The organism is Chitinophaga agrisoli (assembly GCF_008386695.1).
In the GTDB taxonomy this organism is placed as follows: Bacteria; Bacteroidota; Bacteroidia; order Chitinophagales; family Chitinophagaceae; genus Chitinophaga; species Chitinophaga agrisoli.
In genome coordinates, this window is the sequence record NZ_VUOC01000002.1 from 416,886 (window position 1) to 435,753 (window position 18,868).

Annotated in this window: 15 protein-coding genes; 11 read left to right on the top strand and 4 right to left on the bottom strand. The window is 49.9% G+C overall.

Going from position 1 to position 18,868, the window contains the following annotated elements:
• Positions 1-296: 296 nt before the first annotated feature.
• Positions 297-1,238: a FimB/Mfa2 family fimbrial subunit gene (locus tag F0L74_RS09070; protein WP_149837542.1), complete on the bottom strand. Its 942-nt coding sequence runs from the start codon at positions 1,236-1,238 to the stop codon at positions 297-299.
• A gap of 929 nt (positions 1,239-2,167) precedes the next feature.
• Here F0L74_RS09070 and F0L74_RS09075 point away from each other — a divergent pair.
• The gene (locus F0L74_RS09075) at positions 2,168-2,701 is read left to right on the top strand and encodes a DUF417 family protein (protein ID WP_149837543.1); all 534 of its coding nucleotides are present in this window, start codon (positions 2,168-2,170) and stop codon (positions 2,699-2,701) included.
• A gap of 49 nt (positions 2,702-2,750) precedes the next feature.
• On the opposite strand, the gene F0L74_RS09080 is transcribed toward F0L74_RS09075, so the two are convergent.
• Positions 2,751-3,920, bottom strand: coding sequence for a hypothetical protein (locus F0L74_RS09080; RefSeq protein WP_149837544.1), 1,170 nt, complete (start codon positions 3,918-3,920; stop codon positions 2,751-2,753).
• Between the two features lie 144 nt (positions 3,921-4,064).
• Between F0L74_RS09080 and F0L74_RS09085 the strand changes: the two genes are divergently transcribed.
• The 7 genes from F0L74_RS09085 to F0L74_RS09115 all read left to right on the top strand — a co-directional run bounded on the left by F0L74_RS09085 (position 4,065) and on the right by F0L74_RS09115 (position 14,901).
• On the top strand, positions 4,065-4,664 hold the full coding sequence (locus tag F0L74_RS09085) for an RNA polymerase sigma factor (protein WP_149837545.1): 600 nt from the start codon (positions 4,065-4,067) through the stop codon (positions 4,662-4,664).
• A gap of 103 nt (positions 4,665-4,767) precedes the next feature.
• Positions 4,768-5,946, top strand: a complete 1,179-nt coding sequence (locus F0L74_RS09090) for a FecR family protein (protein ID WP_149837546.1) — start codon at positions 4,768-4,770, stop codon at positions 5,944-5,946.
• A gap of 204 nt (positions 5,947-6,150) precedes the next feature.
• Entirely contained in the window at positions 6,151-9,486 is a 3,336-nt protein-coding gene (locus F0L74_RS09095) for a TonB-dependent receptor (RefSeq protein WP_188315930.1), read from the top strand.
• A 23-nt stretch (positions 9,487-9,509) separates the two neighbouring features.
• A complete protein-coding gene (locus tag F0L74_RS09100; protein WP_149837548.1) occupies positions 9,510-11,036 on the top strand; it encodes a RagB/SusD family nutrient uptake outer membrane protein in 1,527 nt (508 codons plus the stop codon).
• A gap of 18 nt (positions 11,037-11,054) precedes the next feature.
• Entirely contained in the window at positions 11,055-13,199 is a 2,145-nt protein-coding gene (locus F0L74_RS09105; protein WP_149837549.1) for an alpha/beta fold hydrolase, read from the top strand.
• 188 nt (positions 13,200-13,387) lie between these two features.
• Positions 13,388-14,260: an alpha/beta fold hydrolase gene (locus F0L74_RS09110; RefSeq protein WP_149837550.1), complete on the top strand. Its 873-nt coding sequence runs from the start codon at positions 13,388-13,390 to the stop codon at positions 14,258-14,260.
• A 47-nt stretch (positions 14,261-14,307) separates the two neighbouring features.
• On the top strand, positions 14,308-14,901 hold the full coding sequence (locus F0L74_RS09115; protein ID WP_149837551.1) for a dihydrofolate reductase family protein: 594 nt from the start codon (positions 14,308-14,310) through the stop codon (positions 14,899-14,901).
• A 120-nt stretch (positions 14,902-15,021) separates the two neighbouring features.
• Here F0L74_RS09115 and F0L74_RS09120 read toward each other — a convergent pair whose 3' ends face one another.
• Positions 15,022-15,372 (bottom strand): DUF6249 domain-containing protein, encoded by a 351-nt coding sequence (locus F0L74_RS09120; protein ID WP_213086929.1) that lies wholly within the window; start codon positions 15,370-15,372, stop codon positions 15,022-15,024.
• A 130-nt stretch (positions 15,373-15,502) separates the two neighbouring features.
• Here F0L74_RS09120 and F0L74_RS09125 point away from each other — a divergent pair, with 130 nt between their 5' ends.
• Positions 15,503-16,087: an RNA polymerase sigma factor gene (locus F0L74_RS09125; RefSeq protein WP_149837552.1), complete on the top strand. Its 585-nt coding sequence runs from the start codon at positions 15,503-15,505 to the stop codon at positions 16,085-16,087.
• Between the two features lie 27 nt (positions 16,088-16,114).
• Complete coding sequence (locus tag F0L74_RS09130) at positions 16,115-16,501, top strand: hypothetical protein (protein ID WP_149837553.1); 387 nt, start codon at positions 16,115-16,117, stop codon at positions 16,499-16,501.
• A gap of 31 nt (positions 16,502-16,532) precedes the next feature.
• Here the strand turns inward: F0L74_RS09130 and F0L74_RS09135 are convergent, their stop codons facing one another.
• On the bottom strand, positions 16,533-17,528 hold the full coding sequence (locus F0L74_RS09135; protein WP_149837554.1) for an SDR family oxidoreductase: 996 nt from the start codon (positions 17,526-17,528) through the stop codon (positions 16,533-16,535).
• A gap of 653 nt (positions 17,529-18,181) precedes the next feature.
• Between F0L74_RS09135 and F0L74_RS09140 the strand changes: the two genes are divergently transcribed.
• Positions 18,182-18,799, top strand: a complete 618-nt coding sequence (locus F0L74_RS09140) for a hypothetical protein (protein WP_149837555.1) — start codon at positions 18,182-18,184, stop codon at positions 18,797-18,799.
• The last annotated feature ends 69 nt before the right edge of the window (positions 18,800-18,868 follow it).

An 18,868-nucleotide genomic window follows, 5' to 3' on the forward strand; every position in this document is an offset into this window, starting at 1 on the left:
CCGGGTTTGATAAACAAAACTACTACCGCATTATGGCCTATGTGTCCCCTAAACCGCATAAAAGGTATCAGGTTTCGTTATATTCAGAACGAACACATGGCCTTTGTACGCTCGAATTGGAGAAGATTAAAGATGAATTTAAAATATTGAACAAGAGATATGGAATCCTGGACTAAGTTAGCCAGGTGATAAGATAAACGGTGTTTTTTCTTCACTATCCGAAGCTGAATATCTCGTAACCAAAATCCCCACAGGAAGCTAAGATCCTGTGGGGATTTTTAACTCCTTACAGCAAATTAAAACTCCATTTCATTATCATCGCCGCTCCAGGAATCCAGCAGGATAACTTTTATGCCATTATTCTCCGGTGCACTGCCGCCATACAGGTAGCCGCTCAGGATGGTTCTGCGGTTCTTGTAACAGGATACGTTATTGATCACCTTCGTTTTATGCTGTCCTGTAGCCGGATCAACATAATTGATGCTAACAGCAAAAGACGATACCGTATTCAGGACATACGCAGAGAAAGTATTCAGGCCAATTCTTTTAACTTTTGCGCTGACAAAATCAACAGGGTCAAAAGCGGGCTCGCCTGACACTGCAAAAAGGTTGACTGCTTCCGGGGCAATTTCTATTGACATGGTGGTATCACCGCTACCCGGCTGCGGCATGTCCAGAATGTTGACCTGCAGGTTACCTACTACCCGGTCTAAAGTCATATTGAGCTCCATTGCATCAGATCCATCAGTCACTGCAACGTTTGATTTCGTGAAGAAGATATCAGGCGTGTACTCGATCTGGCCCCGGCTTGCCCATTCTAACGAAAAAAAGCAATTATTCAGCGGCTCAACGTTGCTGACAGAAAGAGGGGTCTGAGAAGCCAATATGACCATTGTGTAATTACCAGGCGCCGCGCTATCAGTAATAGTTCCGAAGTTCTCATCATCCGCTTGCTGAAACTTCATGCTATAAACGTGATTGGAGGCGTCATACAACAGATAGCTCAAAAATGATACTTTCGAGGTCAGCACGGAGTCGCGCAGGGCGCCCGTAGCGCCGGCAGTTCTGTTATTGGAAGCAGGGATGGGCTCCACCTGTTGCAGGAAATCTTTCGCCCGGATATGGAGGGCTACTTTTTTACCGGTACCGGGTGTTTCGGGGTTTACAGGCGCTGTGTCTTTCTTACAGGCAAAAAGGGATAAGGACAGTGCGCACACTGCCAGGAACAATTTTCTCATAGATAATTATTGAACATTTAATAATGACAACTGGAATACGATCACAAACTCATTGTTAAAACAGGGGATTGATCAGTTCATACGTAGCTGAACGGCGCCGGATGCACCGCCAATAACGAACATGCAAGCGCCTCTTTTCAAGCCGCTATCACTGATAGACAATTTTTTTTGTGAAACCCGGTTAACTCACGACAACTGGAATTGGGATCATTCCAATCATATTTCTAGGTATAACATTTTATTCATAATCAATATTGGCTAACAGGCTGCAAATTGAGGAAAGTTTTAATACAAACCAACATTGTGGATAATTTCTCTAAAACGGACATTGGTTGTTTGCAGATCTACGATTTTATGGTTATTTAATTGAAAGCTGGTTGTGTTGCAGTCTATCAGACATAGCAATCCCTTCTGTTTCTTTTGAAACAAATTTTTGTATAAAACAGACAGGTTGGTTTTATCTATAATAAACCTATGCGCTTACCGGGTGTTGTTCACTGTTGCTCATCTCATATACATTGTTAACAAAAAGTCCTCAGGCATGCGTTCTTATGGCCATTTGTGCAGTATTTTCCCATACAGCGCCCTGGCTACAGATGCTGCCGGTTTGTTCACTTTATGCGTTAAGGGTAGAAACAATTTCTAAAACAGACAAGTTGGTTTATATGTTTTCATAAAATATCTTTACGCCGGATATTTTACGACTACGGAAAAATGGAGTCGGCTTATAAAACCAACATTCTACATATGTCTACAGTAGTATAATACATCGGAAGTTCCATTTTCTATCAACAATCAGCGCAATAAAATCAGTATCAGGGCAATTTCAATATAAAACAAACTTGTCTGTTCCTGATAAAATCTGTACTAAAACCAAGAGACACTTCAGCATTAAGCCAACAACCATTTATAACTAAACCAAGCAAACAATGAAAAATTCGGAATTAGCTGCCGGACAGCAGACCAACCAACATCGTCAGCACCTGGTGCTTAAATTTTCTTCCTGGGTGAACCAGAAAAAGCTACCTTTTTGGGTGATCAGCATCGGGATGATCGTGATGCTTTTATGGGCCGGGTCTTATAAGATGACCGTTCCAGGCGCAGATGGTATTGTGCCATTAGTTAATAACAGCCCCCTGATCAGCTGGCATTTTAAATTATTTGGGGTCTATCATGGTTCTGACCTGATCGGCTTAACAGAAGTTATTGCCGCTGTGCTCATGATCGTAGGCATGCTTAAACCGCAGGCGGGGATCGTTGGCGGCGCTATTGCGGTGGTGATGTTTTTTGTGACCAGCACTATGGTGATCACTACACCGGACTCGCTGGTTAATGTAAACGGGGTTAATTATATGAGCTTTTTAGGCTTATTCCTTTATAAGGACGTCATCAACCTGGGGGCGTCCCTTTATTTAATAACCCGGTATGGCCATATGGCGGCTGAGAAGAAGGGGAAACATTAATACAGGTTAAGAAAAAGTTGTAAGGCTTCCCTTACAACTTTTTCTGTGTTTATTTTACCCAGTAACGTATATTATTAACCTTGCCGGTTCTCAGATCCCATACATAATAGATAGCCTGTGCATCGCTTACTGCCCATATCTCCCATTGATCGCCTGTTGTTTTATGCGTATAGTGCTGTACGCCATACAGGCCGGCGGCGCTTGTACGCTTTCTGAGGTCATTGGGCCCCAGTTCAAAATACCCATTGGCAGCGTTCCCGATATGGACCTCCCACTGCTCCGGATAGATAAAAGCATGCGCGGGATATACAGTGTCAGTATTCCGCAGCACGGGCATGTCCGGCGTGGTAAGCTCCTTGTACCCGGTAAGCGCCGGCGCATCCTTTACATATAGCTGCAGCCGCGTGGCCCTGACGTTTATAAACCGTTCCTGGTTCTTTTCATAGAAGCTATCCACTACCGTATTCCGCTGCTGGCGGTAGGCCGTTTCGCGCTCAGGGTTATATGATCTGTATTGGTCCCACGTTAACCGCATCTCCTCTGCCATTAAACTGGCGGCATCGTCCATTGGTTTTATAACGGATGCCGGCCACTGGATAGGATGGACCTGTGCAAACTTTAAACTACCCAGCTTACCAGTGCGTAGATCGAAATGAAAGGTCATGGCATAAGTCCGGTCTGCGCACCATACCTGCCACTCATCCTCCGTAACCGGCGCCGCATACAGCTGAAAACCGAAAATATCCCGTTTTTGGTAATACGCCATGAATTCGTCTGTAGGCAGGTTATTCATCGCCGCTATACCGGTAGACAAGATACTTGTTACCACCTGGGCAGGCAGCACAGGGTCGAAAGACCGAAGGAAAGCAACGGATAGCAGGCCGATCTCCTGTTCCAGATCTTCCATGCCGGACCCGGTCTGCCAGTCAAACGCCTTCAGTGCGGCAGGCGGGGGCGCATATTGGCGGAACCTGGCTGTACGCAAGGCCGTGTACTGATCGCCGTTGTCTTTCAGGAACACGTTCAAAGCCCTGAAGAAGGGATGCTCCTGGAAACGCCTGCGCATGGTGCTATCTGAGAGCCTTAGTTCCAGGTCGTCCCACTCCGTTCTATGCTTTGCCATAAAGGTATCGGCTTTCTGTCTCAGGGCGTCTTCCTGGGCGAAGGTATGGAGGACTATCGCGCAACAGGCTAACATCAGGCAGGTGATTTTTTTCATAGCCGCTTTTGAGCAAAATTCAGTCCAAAAAGGGAGGGCCCGCAACCGCAGTTCCTGATATTTCTATGAATTATTCTATTATTTGGTTATTTTAGTCTACACATCATCTTTAATTCCACGTACGGGGGGAGACGTTACCAATACATGCACTACGACTCACATACTGAGCAGGAGCTGCTGTGCCTGTTGGCGCAAGACAGCGAATATGCCTTTACGATCATCTTTGACCACTACCGCAGCAAGGTCTGGGGCACCGCTATGCGCTTGCTGAAGGACCCTGTGATGGCGGAAGAGATCGTGCAGGACATTTTCATGAAGCTATGGGCCAGGCGGCGGGAACTGGCGCCCGTTACCCACCTGCAGGGCTTTATTGCTACTATGACCAGGAACCTGGTATTTGACCGTTTTAAGAAAATGGTGCATGAAAACGAGTACAGGAAATCGTTACAGCGTGCAGAACCGGTGGTGGATGATACGGACCACCGCGTAAGGAGCGCTATGGCCCATAATATTTTACAGCGCGCCATTGACCGCCTGCCTCCCCGGCAGAAGCAGGTATATGAAATGCTGCGTATACAGGGTCTGTCAATAGATGAGGTATGCGCCGCGCTATCTATCTCCCGCAGTACGGCCAAGGGCCATCTCACCGCCGCGCTCCATGCCATCCGTAACCATCTGAATGCTTACCCGGACACTTTTGTGTGCCTTATTGGTTTAAGGCTGTTGATCGCGCTTTTTCAGTAAGGCCTCATCCTTCCCCAAAAAAAATTTTCCAACAGACCCGTACTCCCCTCCTTTTCGATCGTCCTTATAGTAACAGGGGATATTGTCCTGTTATTTTCCCGTTATGACCGAAACAAGGTTTCAATTATTAATGCACCGCTATATTGCCGGCGAAATAAGCCCGGAGGAGTGGGCGGAACTGTCCGCGATGATCAGTTCAGGGCGCTATGATCCCCTGCTGCAACAGCTGATAGCCGATACCTATGAGGCTGCTGAAGCCACTGGCGATATGCCTGCTGAAAAAAGGCAGGAACTGCTGAACAGGATCCTTACTGCCGATCCGGCGCCTGCCTATCCGTCACCACGCCTACAATGGCGCATAACCCGCCGCTGGTGGGCAGCAGCAGCTGTACTGGCCGTGCTGGCAACAAGCGTCATTTATTTTACCAGGCAACAGCCACCGGCCGCGGCTCCGCCACTCGCAACCGTTAAATCATCTCCCTTAAAAAGCAACGACGTGCTGCCAGGCAGTGATAAGGCCACGCTTACATTGTCTGACGGTTCTACCGTTACATTAGGCGCGGCGGGTCATCAGGTGATCCGTGAGAAAAACACGGCTATCCGCCGGGTAAATGGACAGCTGCAATATAAAAACGGCGGCGCCGGGGAAACAATCAGCTATAACACGCTGGCCACTCCCCGCGGAGGGCAATACCGGTTGCTGCTGCCCGATGGCACGGCCGTATGGCTGAACGCCGCTTCTTCTTTACGTTATCCGGTTGCCTTTACTGGTAATGAAAGAAAGGTGGAGCTTACCGGCGAAGCCTATTTTGAGGTGGCCAGCAATGCTGCAAAGCCTTTCCGGATACACGCAGGCAGCCAGCTAATAGAGGTGCTGGGCACTCATTTTAATGTAAACGCCTATGCAGATGAACCAGAAATGAAGACCTCCCTGCTGGAAGGCGCGGTAAAAGTAGGCAGCACGGTGCTGCAGCCAGGCGAACAGGCGCATGTAACCCGTAACGGCAATATCACCGTTACGCGGGGCGGCAACATCGCAGACGCCGTAGCCTGGAAAGAAGGCTTTTTTGTTTTCAGGAACGATAACCTGCAGACGGTGATGCGTGAAATAGCAAGATGGTATGACGTAACAGTTGTGTATCAGCCAAACATCAATAACAGCCAGCAATTCTCCGGGAGAATAGACCGCAGCCTCACGTTAGCGCAGGTGCTGAGCGGTCTGGCGGCAACAAAAGCACATTTTAACATTGAAAACGACCGGAATGTAGTGATACTTCCATAACGTACAACAGTCAATCAAAATAACGGAGGGCAAAAAAAACCGGGAATGCGGGAACATCCCCGGCGCATTTGGCTCGTCCTGATAAATCATGCCCGGAACGGCAATTATTATTAACTCACCAAACATCGCAAAAGTATGTATTTTTTTTACAGTGGTAAAAGGAGGCCGCGGCTTCCTTTCAAGCTACGACTATTCCTCCGCGCTATGAAGCTAACAGTCGTTTTTCTTATGCTGGCACTGGGCGTTTACGCCTCCGGTTATTCGCAGCAAGTGACAGTCTCCGGTAAAAGCCTCCCGCTTGAAAAAGTGTTCAGGATGATTGAACAGCAAACCGGCTATGCATTTTTTTATAACAATGTAGATATCGGCAAGGCGCCGGCCATCGACCTGTCCGTCAGGAATGTAAGCCTGGAATCCGCATTGGACCAGGCGCTGAACGGACAGCCCCTTGCATATACCATACTGGGCAGAACCATTTTTATCCGATCGGCCGCCAGGCCAACCGCTGCCGCGCCAACGGCAGATAATATTAAGGCACAGGGCGTAGTCGTGGACGCCACCAGCGGACAACCACTGGTAGGCGTAACCGTGCAGGTAAAAGGCGGCACGGGCGGCACCACCACTGATGCAGCGGGCAAATTCAGTCTGTCTGTGCCCGAGGGCGCTACACTCGTTGTCTCTTACCTGGGCTTTGGAAAACAAGAAGTAAAAGCCACAGACGGCATGCTGCGGATTGCGCTGATAGCCACCAATACAGGCCTTAACCAGGTAGTGGTGATAGGATATGGCACAGAGAAAAAGAAAGATCTTACCGGCGCTATTGCTTCCGTAAAAGCGGAAGATCTTACCCGTACCGCTTCCAACAGCTTTACCACCGCTATCCAGGGAAAAGTGCCGGGCGTGTTCATTTCACAAACCGGTGGCGCGCCGGGCGCTGCGGCCTCTGTACGCATCCGGGGCGTGGGCACTACCGGCGGCAACCAACCGCTATATGTGGTGGACGGCTTTCCTATTAACGGTGATGGTATGTCTGTGCCAGGCAGCTCATCCCGTGTGGACGGCATGTCTATCGTAAATCCTAATGATATTGCCTCTATAGAAGTACTGAAAGACGCTGCCGCTGCGGCTATCTACGGATCGCGCGCGGCGAATGGCGTGGTGCTCGTTACCACCAAACGGGGAAAAGAAGGCAAGGTAGATGTTAACCTGAACGCGTATACGGGGTTCACCCAGTTATGGAGAAAGCCCGCTTTTATGAATGGAGAAGAGTTTGCCAGGATGGCCAATGAATTATACACCAACTCCGGCATGACGCCCAACCCGCAGTGGGCCGATCCCGCCTCCTTTGGTAAAGGCACAGATATGATAGACGAGATCTTCCGTACTGCGCCCCTGCAGAACTACGATCTAAGTTTTGCCGGCGGCTCCCAGAATCTGAGGACCCGGCTTTCCCTGGGATACACCAACCAGGACGGCACCATGATAGGCACCGCCTATAAGCGGTATACCGCCAGGCTCACTGCCGATCTTAAAGCCAATAGCCGGCTCAGTTTTGGTGGTACCCTCGCCTTTGCGGCTACAGACTCCAAGGGACAGAATACGGATGCTATGCAGGGCGGCATCTTTAACCTTGCACAACAGTTTTTTCCCACACTGAACAGGGATTCCGTATTCTTTGGTCCCGGCGGCTATTACACCAAAGATGGCGACAACCCTATTCTGAAAGCCGCTTCCATCGACAACCGGCTGAGGAACTACCGGTTTTACGGCAATGTGTTTGGCGAGCTGGAAATTGTAAAAGGCCTGAAGTTCAGGACCAGCATAGGCCTGGATATGAACAGCAACCGGGCCTCTTCCTGGGAAGGACAGGCCGTACGCGGATTTTATATACACCCACGGGCAACGTTGAATGAACGGTTTGACCAGGGACTGACAGCGCTGATCGAAAACACCCTTTCGTATTCCAGGTCCTTTGGCGATCATAACATATCCGCCGTAATAGGCCAAACCGCCCAAAGCATCAAAAACGGCTGGATCTCCGCCGCCGGTAACGGTTTCCAGAATGAAGCATTGCAGGTGATCAATGGCAGCGATGTAAGCCTGCGTACTGCCAGCGGCACAGATACTTATGCTACGCTGGCCTCTTACCTGGGCCGCGTTAACTATTCCTATAAGAGCAAATACCTGCTCTCCGCCAGTTTGCGCCGGGACGGCTCCTCCAATTTTGGCCCCAATAACAAATGGGGCAATTTCCCTGCGGTATCCGCCGGCTGGCGCCTTTCTGAAGAAACGTTCATGAAACCGCTGGCCAATGTGGTGAGCGACCTGAAGATCCGTGGCAGCTGGGGACAGCTGGGTAACGACGCCATACCCGCATTTGGCTACCTGAGCACCATCCGCAGCGGCTCGAATACGGATAACTATGTGTTTGGCGCCGGCGCACAAAACATCGTGATCGGCTCTACTATGACCAGGCCCGGTAATCCCGATCTGAAATGGGAAGCCACCGAGCAGACGGATATCGGCCTGGATGCCTCTTTCCTGGCAGACCGGCTCTATTTCACCGCAGACTATTTTGTAAAAAACACCAAGGGCATGCTGATAAGCCTCCCTGTTTCACTGGAGGCAGGCTTCCAGAACGCGCCCACCGTAAACGGCGGGCAGGTGCAGAACAGCGGTATTGAGCTATTGCTGGGCTACCGGGACGATATAGGCGCACTGCATTTTGATATAAGCGGCAACGTAGCCACGCTGAAGAACGTGGTGAAAAGCCTGGGTGTGGGCCAGCCCATTGTAGGGCCTACCCTGCCCGGTACTGCTATGACCATGACCTATACCCAGGCGGGACAGCCCATTGGCTATTACCGCGGCTATATTGTAGATGGCGTATATCAAACGGATGCGGAGGTAGACAAAAGTTTCCAGCCCAATGCCATTGCAGGCGATTTCCGCTACAGGGATGTGAACGGCGATAAAGCCCTTACCGATGCCGATAAGGTAAAGATCGGCAAGCCCTGGCCTGATTTCACCTACGGCCTTAACCTGAATGCCACCTGGAAAGGATTTGATCTGAACCTGATGCTGCAGGGCGTAGCTGGCAACCAGATCTACCATGCCAATAAAGTGTCCAACTATCCCATGAAATACTTTAACGGCAATGGTATCGTAAACGGCGTAAAAGATGTGCTGAACCACTGGACACCCGGCAGCGGGGTCAATGACCAGCCAGGCCTGAAGTATACGGACGCCAATGGTAATTATGTAAACGCCTCTTCCTTCTTCGTGGAAAACGGCGATTATATGCGCCTCCGCAACGTGGTGATAGGATATGCGCTGCCCGCCAGCCTGCTGCAAAAAAATCCATCCGCCATGCTCAAGAGCGTAAGGGTATACGTAAGCGCACAAAACCTGTTCACCTTTACCGGGTACTCCGGTTTTGATCCTGAAATAGGCAATACGGACCCGCTGAATTCCGGTATAGACACCGGCGTTTTTCCGCAGCCCAGGACTTTTATGGTGGGCATCAATGTTGGTTTCTGATCTAACTGTTAAATGAAAAAGACATGAACGTATTTAGTAAATATTTTATCGTTCTCCTGCTTATAGCCATGGCATCCTGCACTTCCGATTTCCTGACGGTAACGCCAAAGGATGTGCTGACAGACGCCAACTTCTTTGTTACGGCCGCCGATGCGGAATCCGCGCTGATAGGCGCCTATGGGCAACTACAGGAAGAATCTACTTTTGGCAACGTAGTGGACGCCGCCAACCTTGACTGGACCATGAGCGGAGACCTGTATGAGCAGGACCAGAATACCCCCAGGGTAGAACTGGAGATGTTAAGCCTGCCGGCCAACAATCTTTATATCGAGCAAATGTATACGGGTTTGTACAGAGGGGTGGCCCGCGCGAATTTCGTGATCAGCAGAACGGGTAAGATGACGGGGATTGACGCTGCGGAGCAGGCGCTGATCGTGGCCCAGGCTAAATTCTTACGCGCCATTTATTACTATAAGCTCGTTACCTATTTTGGCGGCGTATCGCTGGTAGTGGATGAGCTGAACGCATCTTCCAAACTGGATATTCCCCGCTCCCCTGCCGCTGATGTATGGAAACTGATCATCAGCGACCTGCAGGAAGCCGCCGGTGTGCTGCCGGTTAACTGGTCCAATGCAAACGACCTGGGACGGGCAACCAAAGGCGTTGCGCTGGCCTACCTGGCAAAATGTTACCTGTGGCAGGAGAACTGGGCGGAAGCCGTGAAGGCCAGCGAAACCATCATCAGCTCCAATGCCTATGAGCTACTGCCGGATTTCAGGAGCGTGTTCCTGGAAACCAACGAGAATAACCGGGAGATGGTGTTCTCTACCCAATACGCTTCCGTAAGCAATGGCATAGAAGGCAACCAGCTGGATGTAAGGTCTGCCCCCAGGGGAGCCGCCCCCGAATTCATAGGCAGGGGCGCCAACAGTAATTTTGTGCCGCAAACCGCGTGGATCGATGCTTTTGAGAAAGGGCTTGACGGCAAAATAAAGGACCAGCGCTACTGGGGCGTGATCATAGGTCCCGGCGAACATCACCAGGAAATGACGGATTTCGTGATGCCGCTCACTTTCCCCAACAGCTATACGAAAACAGGTTATATCGTTACCAAATACTGGCAAAAGGCGTCTGTAGTAGCCTCTGGCCTTAATGCGCCTATTGTGCGTTATGCAGAAGTGTTGCTGAACTATGCAGAAGCGCTGAATGAGACCAACCGTTCTCAAGAAGCCATGGAACAGGTAAACAAAATAAGGGCCCGCGCCGGGCTGGATCCCAAACCGCTGCAGCTTTCCAAAGCAGCCACGCTAGATGCTATATTCTATGAGCGGCGCATGGAATTTGTATGGGAGCCTGCCGGCGCCTTCAGTGATCTTAACAGAAGGAACCGCTTTATGGATTTTATCAAAGCCAACCGGGCAGATTATAACAAGATCGATGTGGGCAGCAAGCCTTGGCTGAATCAACGTCCTATCCTGCTGCCCATACCATTGGGCGCATGGAATGTAAATAAGTCGCTGACACAGAACCCGGGATATCCCGCATTTTAACCCAAACCGGAAATATGTATGAAGAAACTGATCGTTCTATTGTTAGCAGCCGTGTTACACAATGCGGCCAATTGCCTGGCCCAGGACCTTACCGCCGATTCCGCGCGCATTGATAAACTGCCTGCCCTCCCCTTCCTGCCGGAACCACTGGTACTGGATGAAGGAGGCAGGAATGTACCGGTAACCTCGCCCCAGCAATGGGAGCAGCGGAAAGCCGAGATCAAAAAACAGTACCAGTATTGGGTATCCGGCGCCGTACCGCCGGCCCCGGGAAAGATAACGGCAAAAGTATTATCAGAAACGATGTCTGGCAGCGTAAAACTGCGCCTGGTAGAATTATCATTCGGTCCGGGCAACCGTGCTAAAATGACGCTGGAACTGATGATACCGCCGGCGACAAAGCCGCTGCCTGTTTTTATGACACAGTGGAATCACCGCGGCTGGGCGCAGATAGCGGTACGCAGGGGATATATAGCCTGCGTTTACGCCGGAGCGGATAATAAAGATGATACAAAGAACTATAACGAGATATTTGCGGGTTACGATTTTGCCACGCTGATGAAGCGCGCCTGGGGCGCATCGCGGGTAGTGGACTACCTGTACGGCCTGCCGGAAGTGGATACGGCCCGCATTGCGCTCACGGGCCACTCCCGTAATGGTAAACAATCGCTGATGGCGGCGGCATTTGACGAGCGTATTAAGGCGGTAGTGACCAGCAGCGGTGGTACTGGAGGCGAAAGCACTTTCCGCTACTCTGACGAGCGCTTTGGTTCAGAGTCTGTGGAAGAGATCACCCGGGTATTCCCTCACTGGTTCCACCCCCGCCTGCATTTGTTCGCCGGCCGGGAACAACACCTGCCGGCAGACCAGAACCTGCTGATGTCGCTGATAGCGCCACGCGGACTGATGATGGTATCCGCCATTACAGAAGGCCAGGGCAATGCATGGGGTATTGAGCAGAGCTACAAATCCGTAAAGAAGGCCTATCATTTTTTAAATGCGGACAGCAATGTAGCCATCCTCTTGCGCAGGGGCCGGCACCAGCATGCAGCCAGGGATGCGGAAGATTTTATTGACTTCTTTGACTATGTTTTCCAACGCTCGCAGGCGCGCCCTGCCAACAGGCTGTACTACGGCTATTCTTTTGAGCAGTGGCAACAGCTGAGCAAAGAAACGGCGCCTCCCTCCAATTTACAGTCTGCCGGCCTGCAGCAGCGGATACAATGGCTGCTGGGCGATGAGCCGCCAGGCATATTTGCGGAGAAGCCGCTGTCTGCCTTGCTGTCGCGGAACAGCACCTATCCCGATGATTACCTGGCAGAGGTAATAGGGCAGCCTAATCTGCCAAAAGGCGTAAAGAAAATGGAGATAGGCGCCTACACGGCATTGGGAGACGATCTGTGGGGAACGGTCTATTTTCCCGCGGATAAAGCGCCCAATGATACGGTTAGCGGAAAATTACCGCTGGTGATCTTCCTGCACGGATATTCATATGCCACGGGCAGCCAGCGGAGAACGGAGGGCATTATCCGCCGTTTTACGGCACAGGGATATGCCGTACTGTTATTTGATCTACCGGGCATGGGTACCCGCGCGGAAGAAGCGGCGCGTTTTTATAACCGTTATCCACATTGGTCGCTGATGGGAAAGATGGTAGCGGATACCAGGAGCATCCTCAACGATGCATGCACCAGGATGCCTTTTGTTGACACTACACATATCTACCTGGCGGGATATTCCTTAGGCGGGACTGTGGCGCTGCTTACCGCTGCGCTGGACAGCCGGGTTAAGGGAACGGCGGTAGCGGCCGCATTTGGCTCCCTCCGGCACGATAACGCGGGAACGGAAGGCATACGCCATTATGCCCGCCTGCATGGATTGATGCCCCGGCTGGGATTCTTTGAAGGCCGTGAGGGCAGCATCCCTGTAGATTTTGATGAAGTGCTGTCCAACATTGCCCCGCGGCCGCAGCTGGTAATATCACCGGCCAAAGACAGGCATCATACCCTGGAAAAAGTACGGCAGCTGATGAGACCCGTTAAAACCGCCTATCAGCAAAAAGGCGCTGAAGGGCAGCTGGAATTCAGCACGCCGGACGATTATAACCGGTTTACCGTGCAGATGCAGGACCAGATGGCAGAGTGGCTGGGTAAACAACGATAGCTTATATGTGTGAACTAAAGCGGCCCGGAAGACATTGTTCTTCCGGGCCGCTTTAGTTTAAACCCGCCGATTAACACCGTTTGGCGGAACCAGCCCCCTAACTTGTCGGTTTTACACCTCATAAAATCCTCCGGTGATCCCCATCTTTGCATTGTCAATAACATCCAGGCAAAAATTTAACAAGCTTTATGAAAACTTTATTAAAAACACATAACCTACGTACAACAATTCTACTCATTGCAATTATGTTTGCAGCATCCCGGTCAAACGGGCAACAGCTCAAACCGTCCGATAGTGGCTACGCGCCTGTTAACGGCATCAAAGTCTATTACGAAGTATATGGCCAGGGTGCGCCCATCGTTTTAATACATGGTTCCTTTATGACAATTAATTTGAACTGGAGTGAATTGATCCCTGAGCTGGCAAAGACCAGGAAAGTAATTGCCGTTGAATTGCAAGGCCACGGGCATACACCGTTTTCAGACAGGAAATTAACAATTCCTACTTTAGCAAGTGATGTGGCAGGCGTAATGGATCATCTGAAGATTGACAGTGCTGATATAGCCGGATATAGTTTAGGTGGCACTGTTGCTTACCAGTTTGCCATACAAAGTCCTAAACGGTTAAAGAAATTAGTGATCATTTCTTCTACTTATAAAAGCGCCGGCTGGCTACCAGAAATAAACAATGGATTTAAGGGATTCAAGCCTGAGTTTTTTACCAATACCCCTCTAAAATCTGCATATGACGCAGTGGCGCCCGACAAGACAAAATGGATAAATTTCTTAGAGCAACTGATTGCTTTTGCCGGCACACCATTTGACCTGGGTGACGCCAATATTTCGAAAATTACCGCTCCTGTTTTAATCATCTCCGGTGATAATGACGGATTGGATAAAATTGAGCTGATGAAAACTTATAAATCATTAGGAGGTGGTGTTTCTGCTGATCTGGGGGCTAGTCCCAAATCGCAATTGGCCATTGTTCCCGGGCAGGGGCATGTGAGCCTGATGATGCAGACAACAACGATCCTGACCTACATGAACAGTTTTCTACAATAATCTGACAGCATAATAACTATTAACTTAATTATAAAAAATTGAATAAAATGAGAAAAATAATTGTTTTTTCAATGATCACACTGGACGGCGTTATACAGGCACCCGGCGGCCCCCAGGAAGACACATCAGGCGGCTTTAAACTTGGCGGCTGGACCTCATCTTACGGCGACGAAGTTTTTGGCAAGATCATGGCAGAAGAGTTGAAACCGGCTGAGTATCTTTTGGGCAGAAAAACTTTTGATATTTTCGAATCTTATTGGCCCAAACATGCTGATTTCTGGCCCGGCATCAATGATGGCGCTAAATACGTGTTATCCCAGACCAGGGATAAATCAGATTGGAAGAACACTAATTTCCTCAAAAGCCCGGCAGATATCGAAAAGCTGAAAAATTCGGACGGTGGCGATATTCATGTCTGGGGTAGCAGCAAGCTTGTCCAGGTGTTGCTTAAACATGACCTGGTGGATGAGCTCCGGCTCAAAATTTACCCGGTGCTGCTTGGCGAAGGGAAAAAGCTGTTTGAAAGCGGCGTGATCCCGGCAGCATTTACGTTAACAGATAGCCAGGTGACGCCTAAAGGGGTTATTATCACCAATTACAAGCGGGCAGGGGAAGTGGTGACAGGCGATGTTGGGGCGTAAGGGAAACCGCTGCCCGGAGACATTTTTCAACAATCACCCCGATGGTCATGTTGCCTTAGTAAGTCAACATAAGCATCGGGGTGTTTTCTTTGGAGCCATCATTATCGTCAATAGCGCTTATTATTCAACGCCCTTATCCAGGACCTCCTTTTTCTCAATGCGATAGGACGCAATGAGGCCCATACCGCCGAAAATAGCAATAAGGGCAAAGTAAATGGAGGAGTTCTCTTCGCCATTGATAGCTGGCACCGCTACATCTGTAAGATATGCCAATAATAAGCCGATACCGCCACCGGTAAGCAGCAGCCCATATTTAAGGCTGGTATAGGGAGCCGGCCGCTGTATCTTAGGGTTCATACCCTTTTCTATCATTGCCAGGTTCTCTTTCTTCATGAGGTAAACAATCCCGAAAACTAAAGCCATAGCTGCCAGTGGCACCAGTATGGCCATCATCATTTCATTCGTATTCATGATAATTTGTTTGTTGTTAGTATTACAAGCTATGACTACATCTAAAAAGACCAGGTTACAGAAAAACGTACAAATTATTTTAAATTGTAGTGTAACCTCCGGGTTAAAATAGTAGTCATACCTCTCATCTATGCACGCCGGAATGGATGACATTAATATTATCAACCAGGTACTAAAAGGTGACCAGCAAGGTTTTGAGGAATTGATAAAACGATACCAAAGCTTTGTATTTACCATTGCGCTACGTTACTGCCGCAACCGGGAGGACGCGGAAGAAATTGCCCAGGATGTATTTGTGAAAGCTTACCGCTCGCTGGCAGACTTTAGACGGGACGCGAAATTCAGTACATGGCTGTACACGATTGCGATGAATACCACCAGGACTTTTTTACGAAAGGCCAAGCCGCCTGTTGACTCCCTGGAAAAGGCGGTAGTATATGAAACGGTGAGCGCCCAACATACCGGGACCGGCGCCGATCTGACGGAACAGCGCTCCACCCATCAACTGGTCAATCATGTAATAGGACTGTTAAGCCCGGATGACGCTACTATCATCACCCTGTTCTATAAAGCGGAGCAAAGCATTGAGGAAACAGCCGTTATTATGGGCCTTGCGCCTAATACTGTAAAGGTGAAACTGCACCGGGCGCGGTTACGGTTAAAGGAGAAACTGGAACAATTTTTTGCAGATGAAATAAAAGAAATTATAAATTAGTATTGTAATTGCTTTAAGTGAACTGATATGGAGAAACATTTTGATATAGAGAAACACCTGCGCGAAGACGTGGAGATCACGTCCCCCTCCCCTGATTTCTCTAAAAAAGCAATGAGCGCTGTTATGGGAACAACTATTGCGCCTGCGTCCCGCAGCTATATCAATAAAAAGGTTTTGTATGTTGCCGGCGTGTTTTTTCTGTTATTGATCACCGTGCCCCTGGCGTACAGCCTCTTTCCCGCTAACTGGTCCATGACGGGCGATATGCTTCCCGCTGTTGCGCTTAATAAGCTCGAGATCAGCAAATATTTTAACCACCAGACGGTCAATAGCCTGTTATTCCTGAATGTATTATTAGGGCTGATATTCCTGGATAAATACCTTATCAGGAGGCCGCGCGCTCCGCATTTCTGAAATCAGCTGCAGCGTTCCTCATCTTTCTGCATCAGGGTTGCCCCGCCCCGCCTGAGGAGCCATAGATCTGCCCTGTAGCATAACTGCCACTATCCGCAGCCAGTTGAACATAGATACCGGCCAGTTCCACCGGCTGTCCGGGCCGCCCCATTGGCGTATTACCGCCAAAGTTCTTCAGTTTTTCCTGTGTGGCCCCGCCGCTAACCTGCAGGGGCGTCCAGATAGGGCCAGGCGCCACGCCATTCACCCGGATGCCCTTTGCAGCAAATTGTTTGGCCAGCGATTTTACGTAATTCATAGTAGCCGCCTTTGTTTGCGCATAATCATACAGGTCTGGCGATGGATCATATGCCTGTTCTGATGTGGTTGCAATGATCACCGACCCAGGCTGCAAATGCGGCAGTGCTGCTTTAATAATCCAGAAGGGCGCGTAAATATTTGTTTTCATGGTGGCGTCAAAGTCTTCGGTTGTAAGATCCAATACCGACTGGCGGGTTTGCTGGCGGGCAGCGTTATTAACAAGGATATCGAGGCCCCCCAATCCATTAACAGCCTCCTGCACCAGTTTTTTACAGAACTCTTCGTCACGCAGATCACCGGGGATAGCTACTGCTTTGCGGCCTTCCTTTTTTATAAGCGCTACAACTTCCTGTGCATCCGGTTCTTCTGTGGGAAGGTAGTTAATGGCCACATCCGCGCCCTCCCGCGCAAATGCGATAGCGGCAGCCCTCCCCATGCCGGAATCACCGCCAGTGATCAATGCTTTCCTGCCTGTCAGCCGGCCGGATCCTTTATAGCTATCTTCTCCATGATCCGGCCGTGGATCCATCTTACCGGCTAAACCTGGCCATGGTTGCGATTGCCCGTTAAACGGCGGGCGGGGGTATTTCTTTGTGGGGTCCTGCAGTTGTTGATTTTGGGGAACGGATGCCTTTCCGTTTCCTGTTGCCATAAGCGCAGGTGCGGCAGCAAGCGTAGCAAGCCCACCTATAGCCCGGCGGCGGCTGATTCCTTTTGAGTAGGTCATGATCAGTGATTTAAAGTGTATGCAGGCATCTCCACAAAGAACGAGCCACGCCAAACCATCCGTATTTTATACAGTGAAACAGCAACGACCTACCCATTCCACTAACCCTGTAACGCAGTTGCGACCGCTATTAACGGGAGCAGGGAACGCTTTTAAGCCTAAGCGGACTTTAGTATGGAACGCTTTTAAGCAAAGTACCGAACGCTTTTGCCCCTAGTCAAACCCTAGTATGGAACGCTTTTAAGCCGTGTACCGAACGCTTTTAAACTTAGGGAGAATACAGGGATGGAACGCTATTAACAAACCTCCTGAACGCCTTTGAGCCCTAGTGGGGAGCTGGTTTAAAGCGCTATAAAAGGCGGTTGGCAGGCAAAACAGCTCCTGTTACATGCCGGGCGGTATCCCCTTATGTGGCAGTGTATCCCTGGTTATGGATCAGATAGATTGCTGGCGATAGCGGAAAGTTCACTGCCTGCATGAGCAGGCGTGTCTTGTCCTATGGAGTATCATGCTGATCAAAAACGTTCATTTTGTCGCAAAATGCCCATTTTGTACAAAACCGATTATTTTGTACAAAAACGCCAGAAATGTCAGGTGCATTTGGGTGGTATTGACGGCGCCTTTACATTTGCCGGTACCTAAAAAATATGTTTATGGGAAAGCAAAAAGGCCCTGTTTTTATCGAGGGCACCTTCGACGGCCGTACCTATTACAAACTGGACGGCAAGTATTATGTAAGAAAAAAAAGCAGCTTAAGCGCCCGGCGGGTTAAAAGAACTCCAGCGTTCAGACGCACCATGGAGTATGCCGGATGGATGGCGCAGGCATCTGTCATCGGATCAGCCATTTACTGGAAATTGCCGGCTAAACAACGGAAGCGGGCGCGTTACCAGGCGCTTACCGGAGAAGCCATGCGTTTGCTGCGGGATGGCGTAGATGAGGCTACGGTGCGGGCAAAGCTGGAAACGGCCTATCTGCAGAAAGAGGCGGCCAGCAGTATTGATCCTAAGCCGGTGGCCTGTGCAGATCCGAAACAGACTGCAGCTCCGCAACCGGAGATCAATGAAGCCGGTCTTAAGCCGGTGGAAAAGGCAGCGTCAACGAACGGGCGGCAGCCAGCGATCATTCAGTTGGAAGCCAGGTCTACTGCTATCATTCCTGCTCCGGCTTCAAGTCAGCGACAGTCGCGCGTATTGCGTTTCAAGGCAAAGCGCAAACATCCGTTTACAGCCGGCGCGACTGGTAACCCACCCGTTGCGGTACCGGCATAGACAAGCGTAAGCGGCGCAGGCGCCTACATCCCGTATATCAGAAACAATGTGTATATTGAGTAAACATTA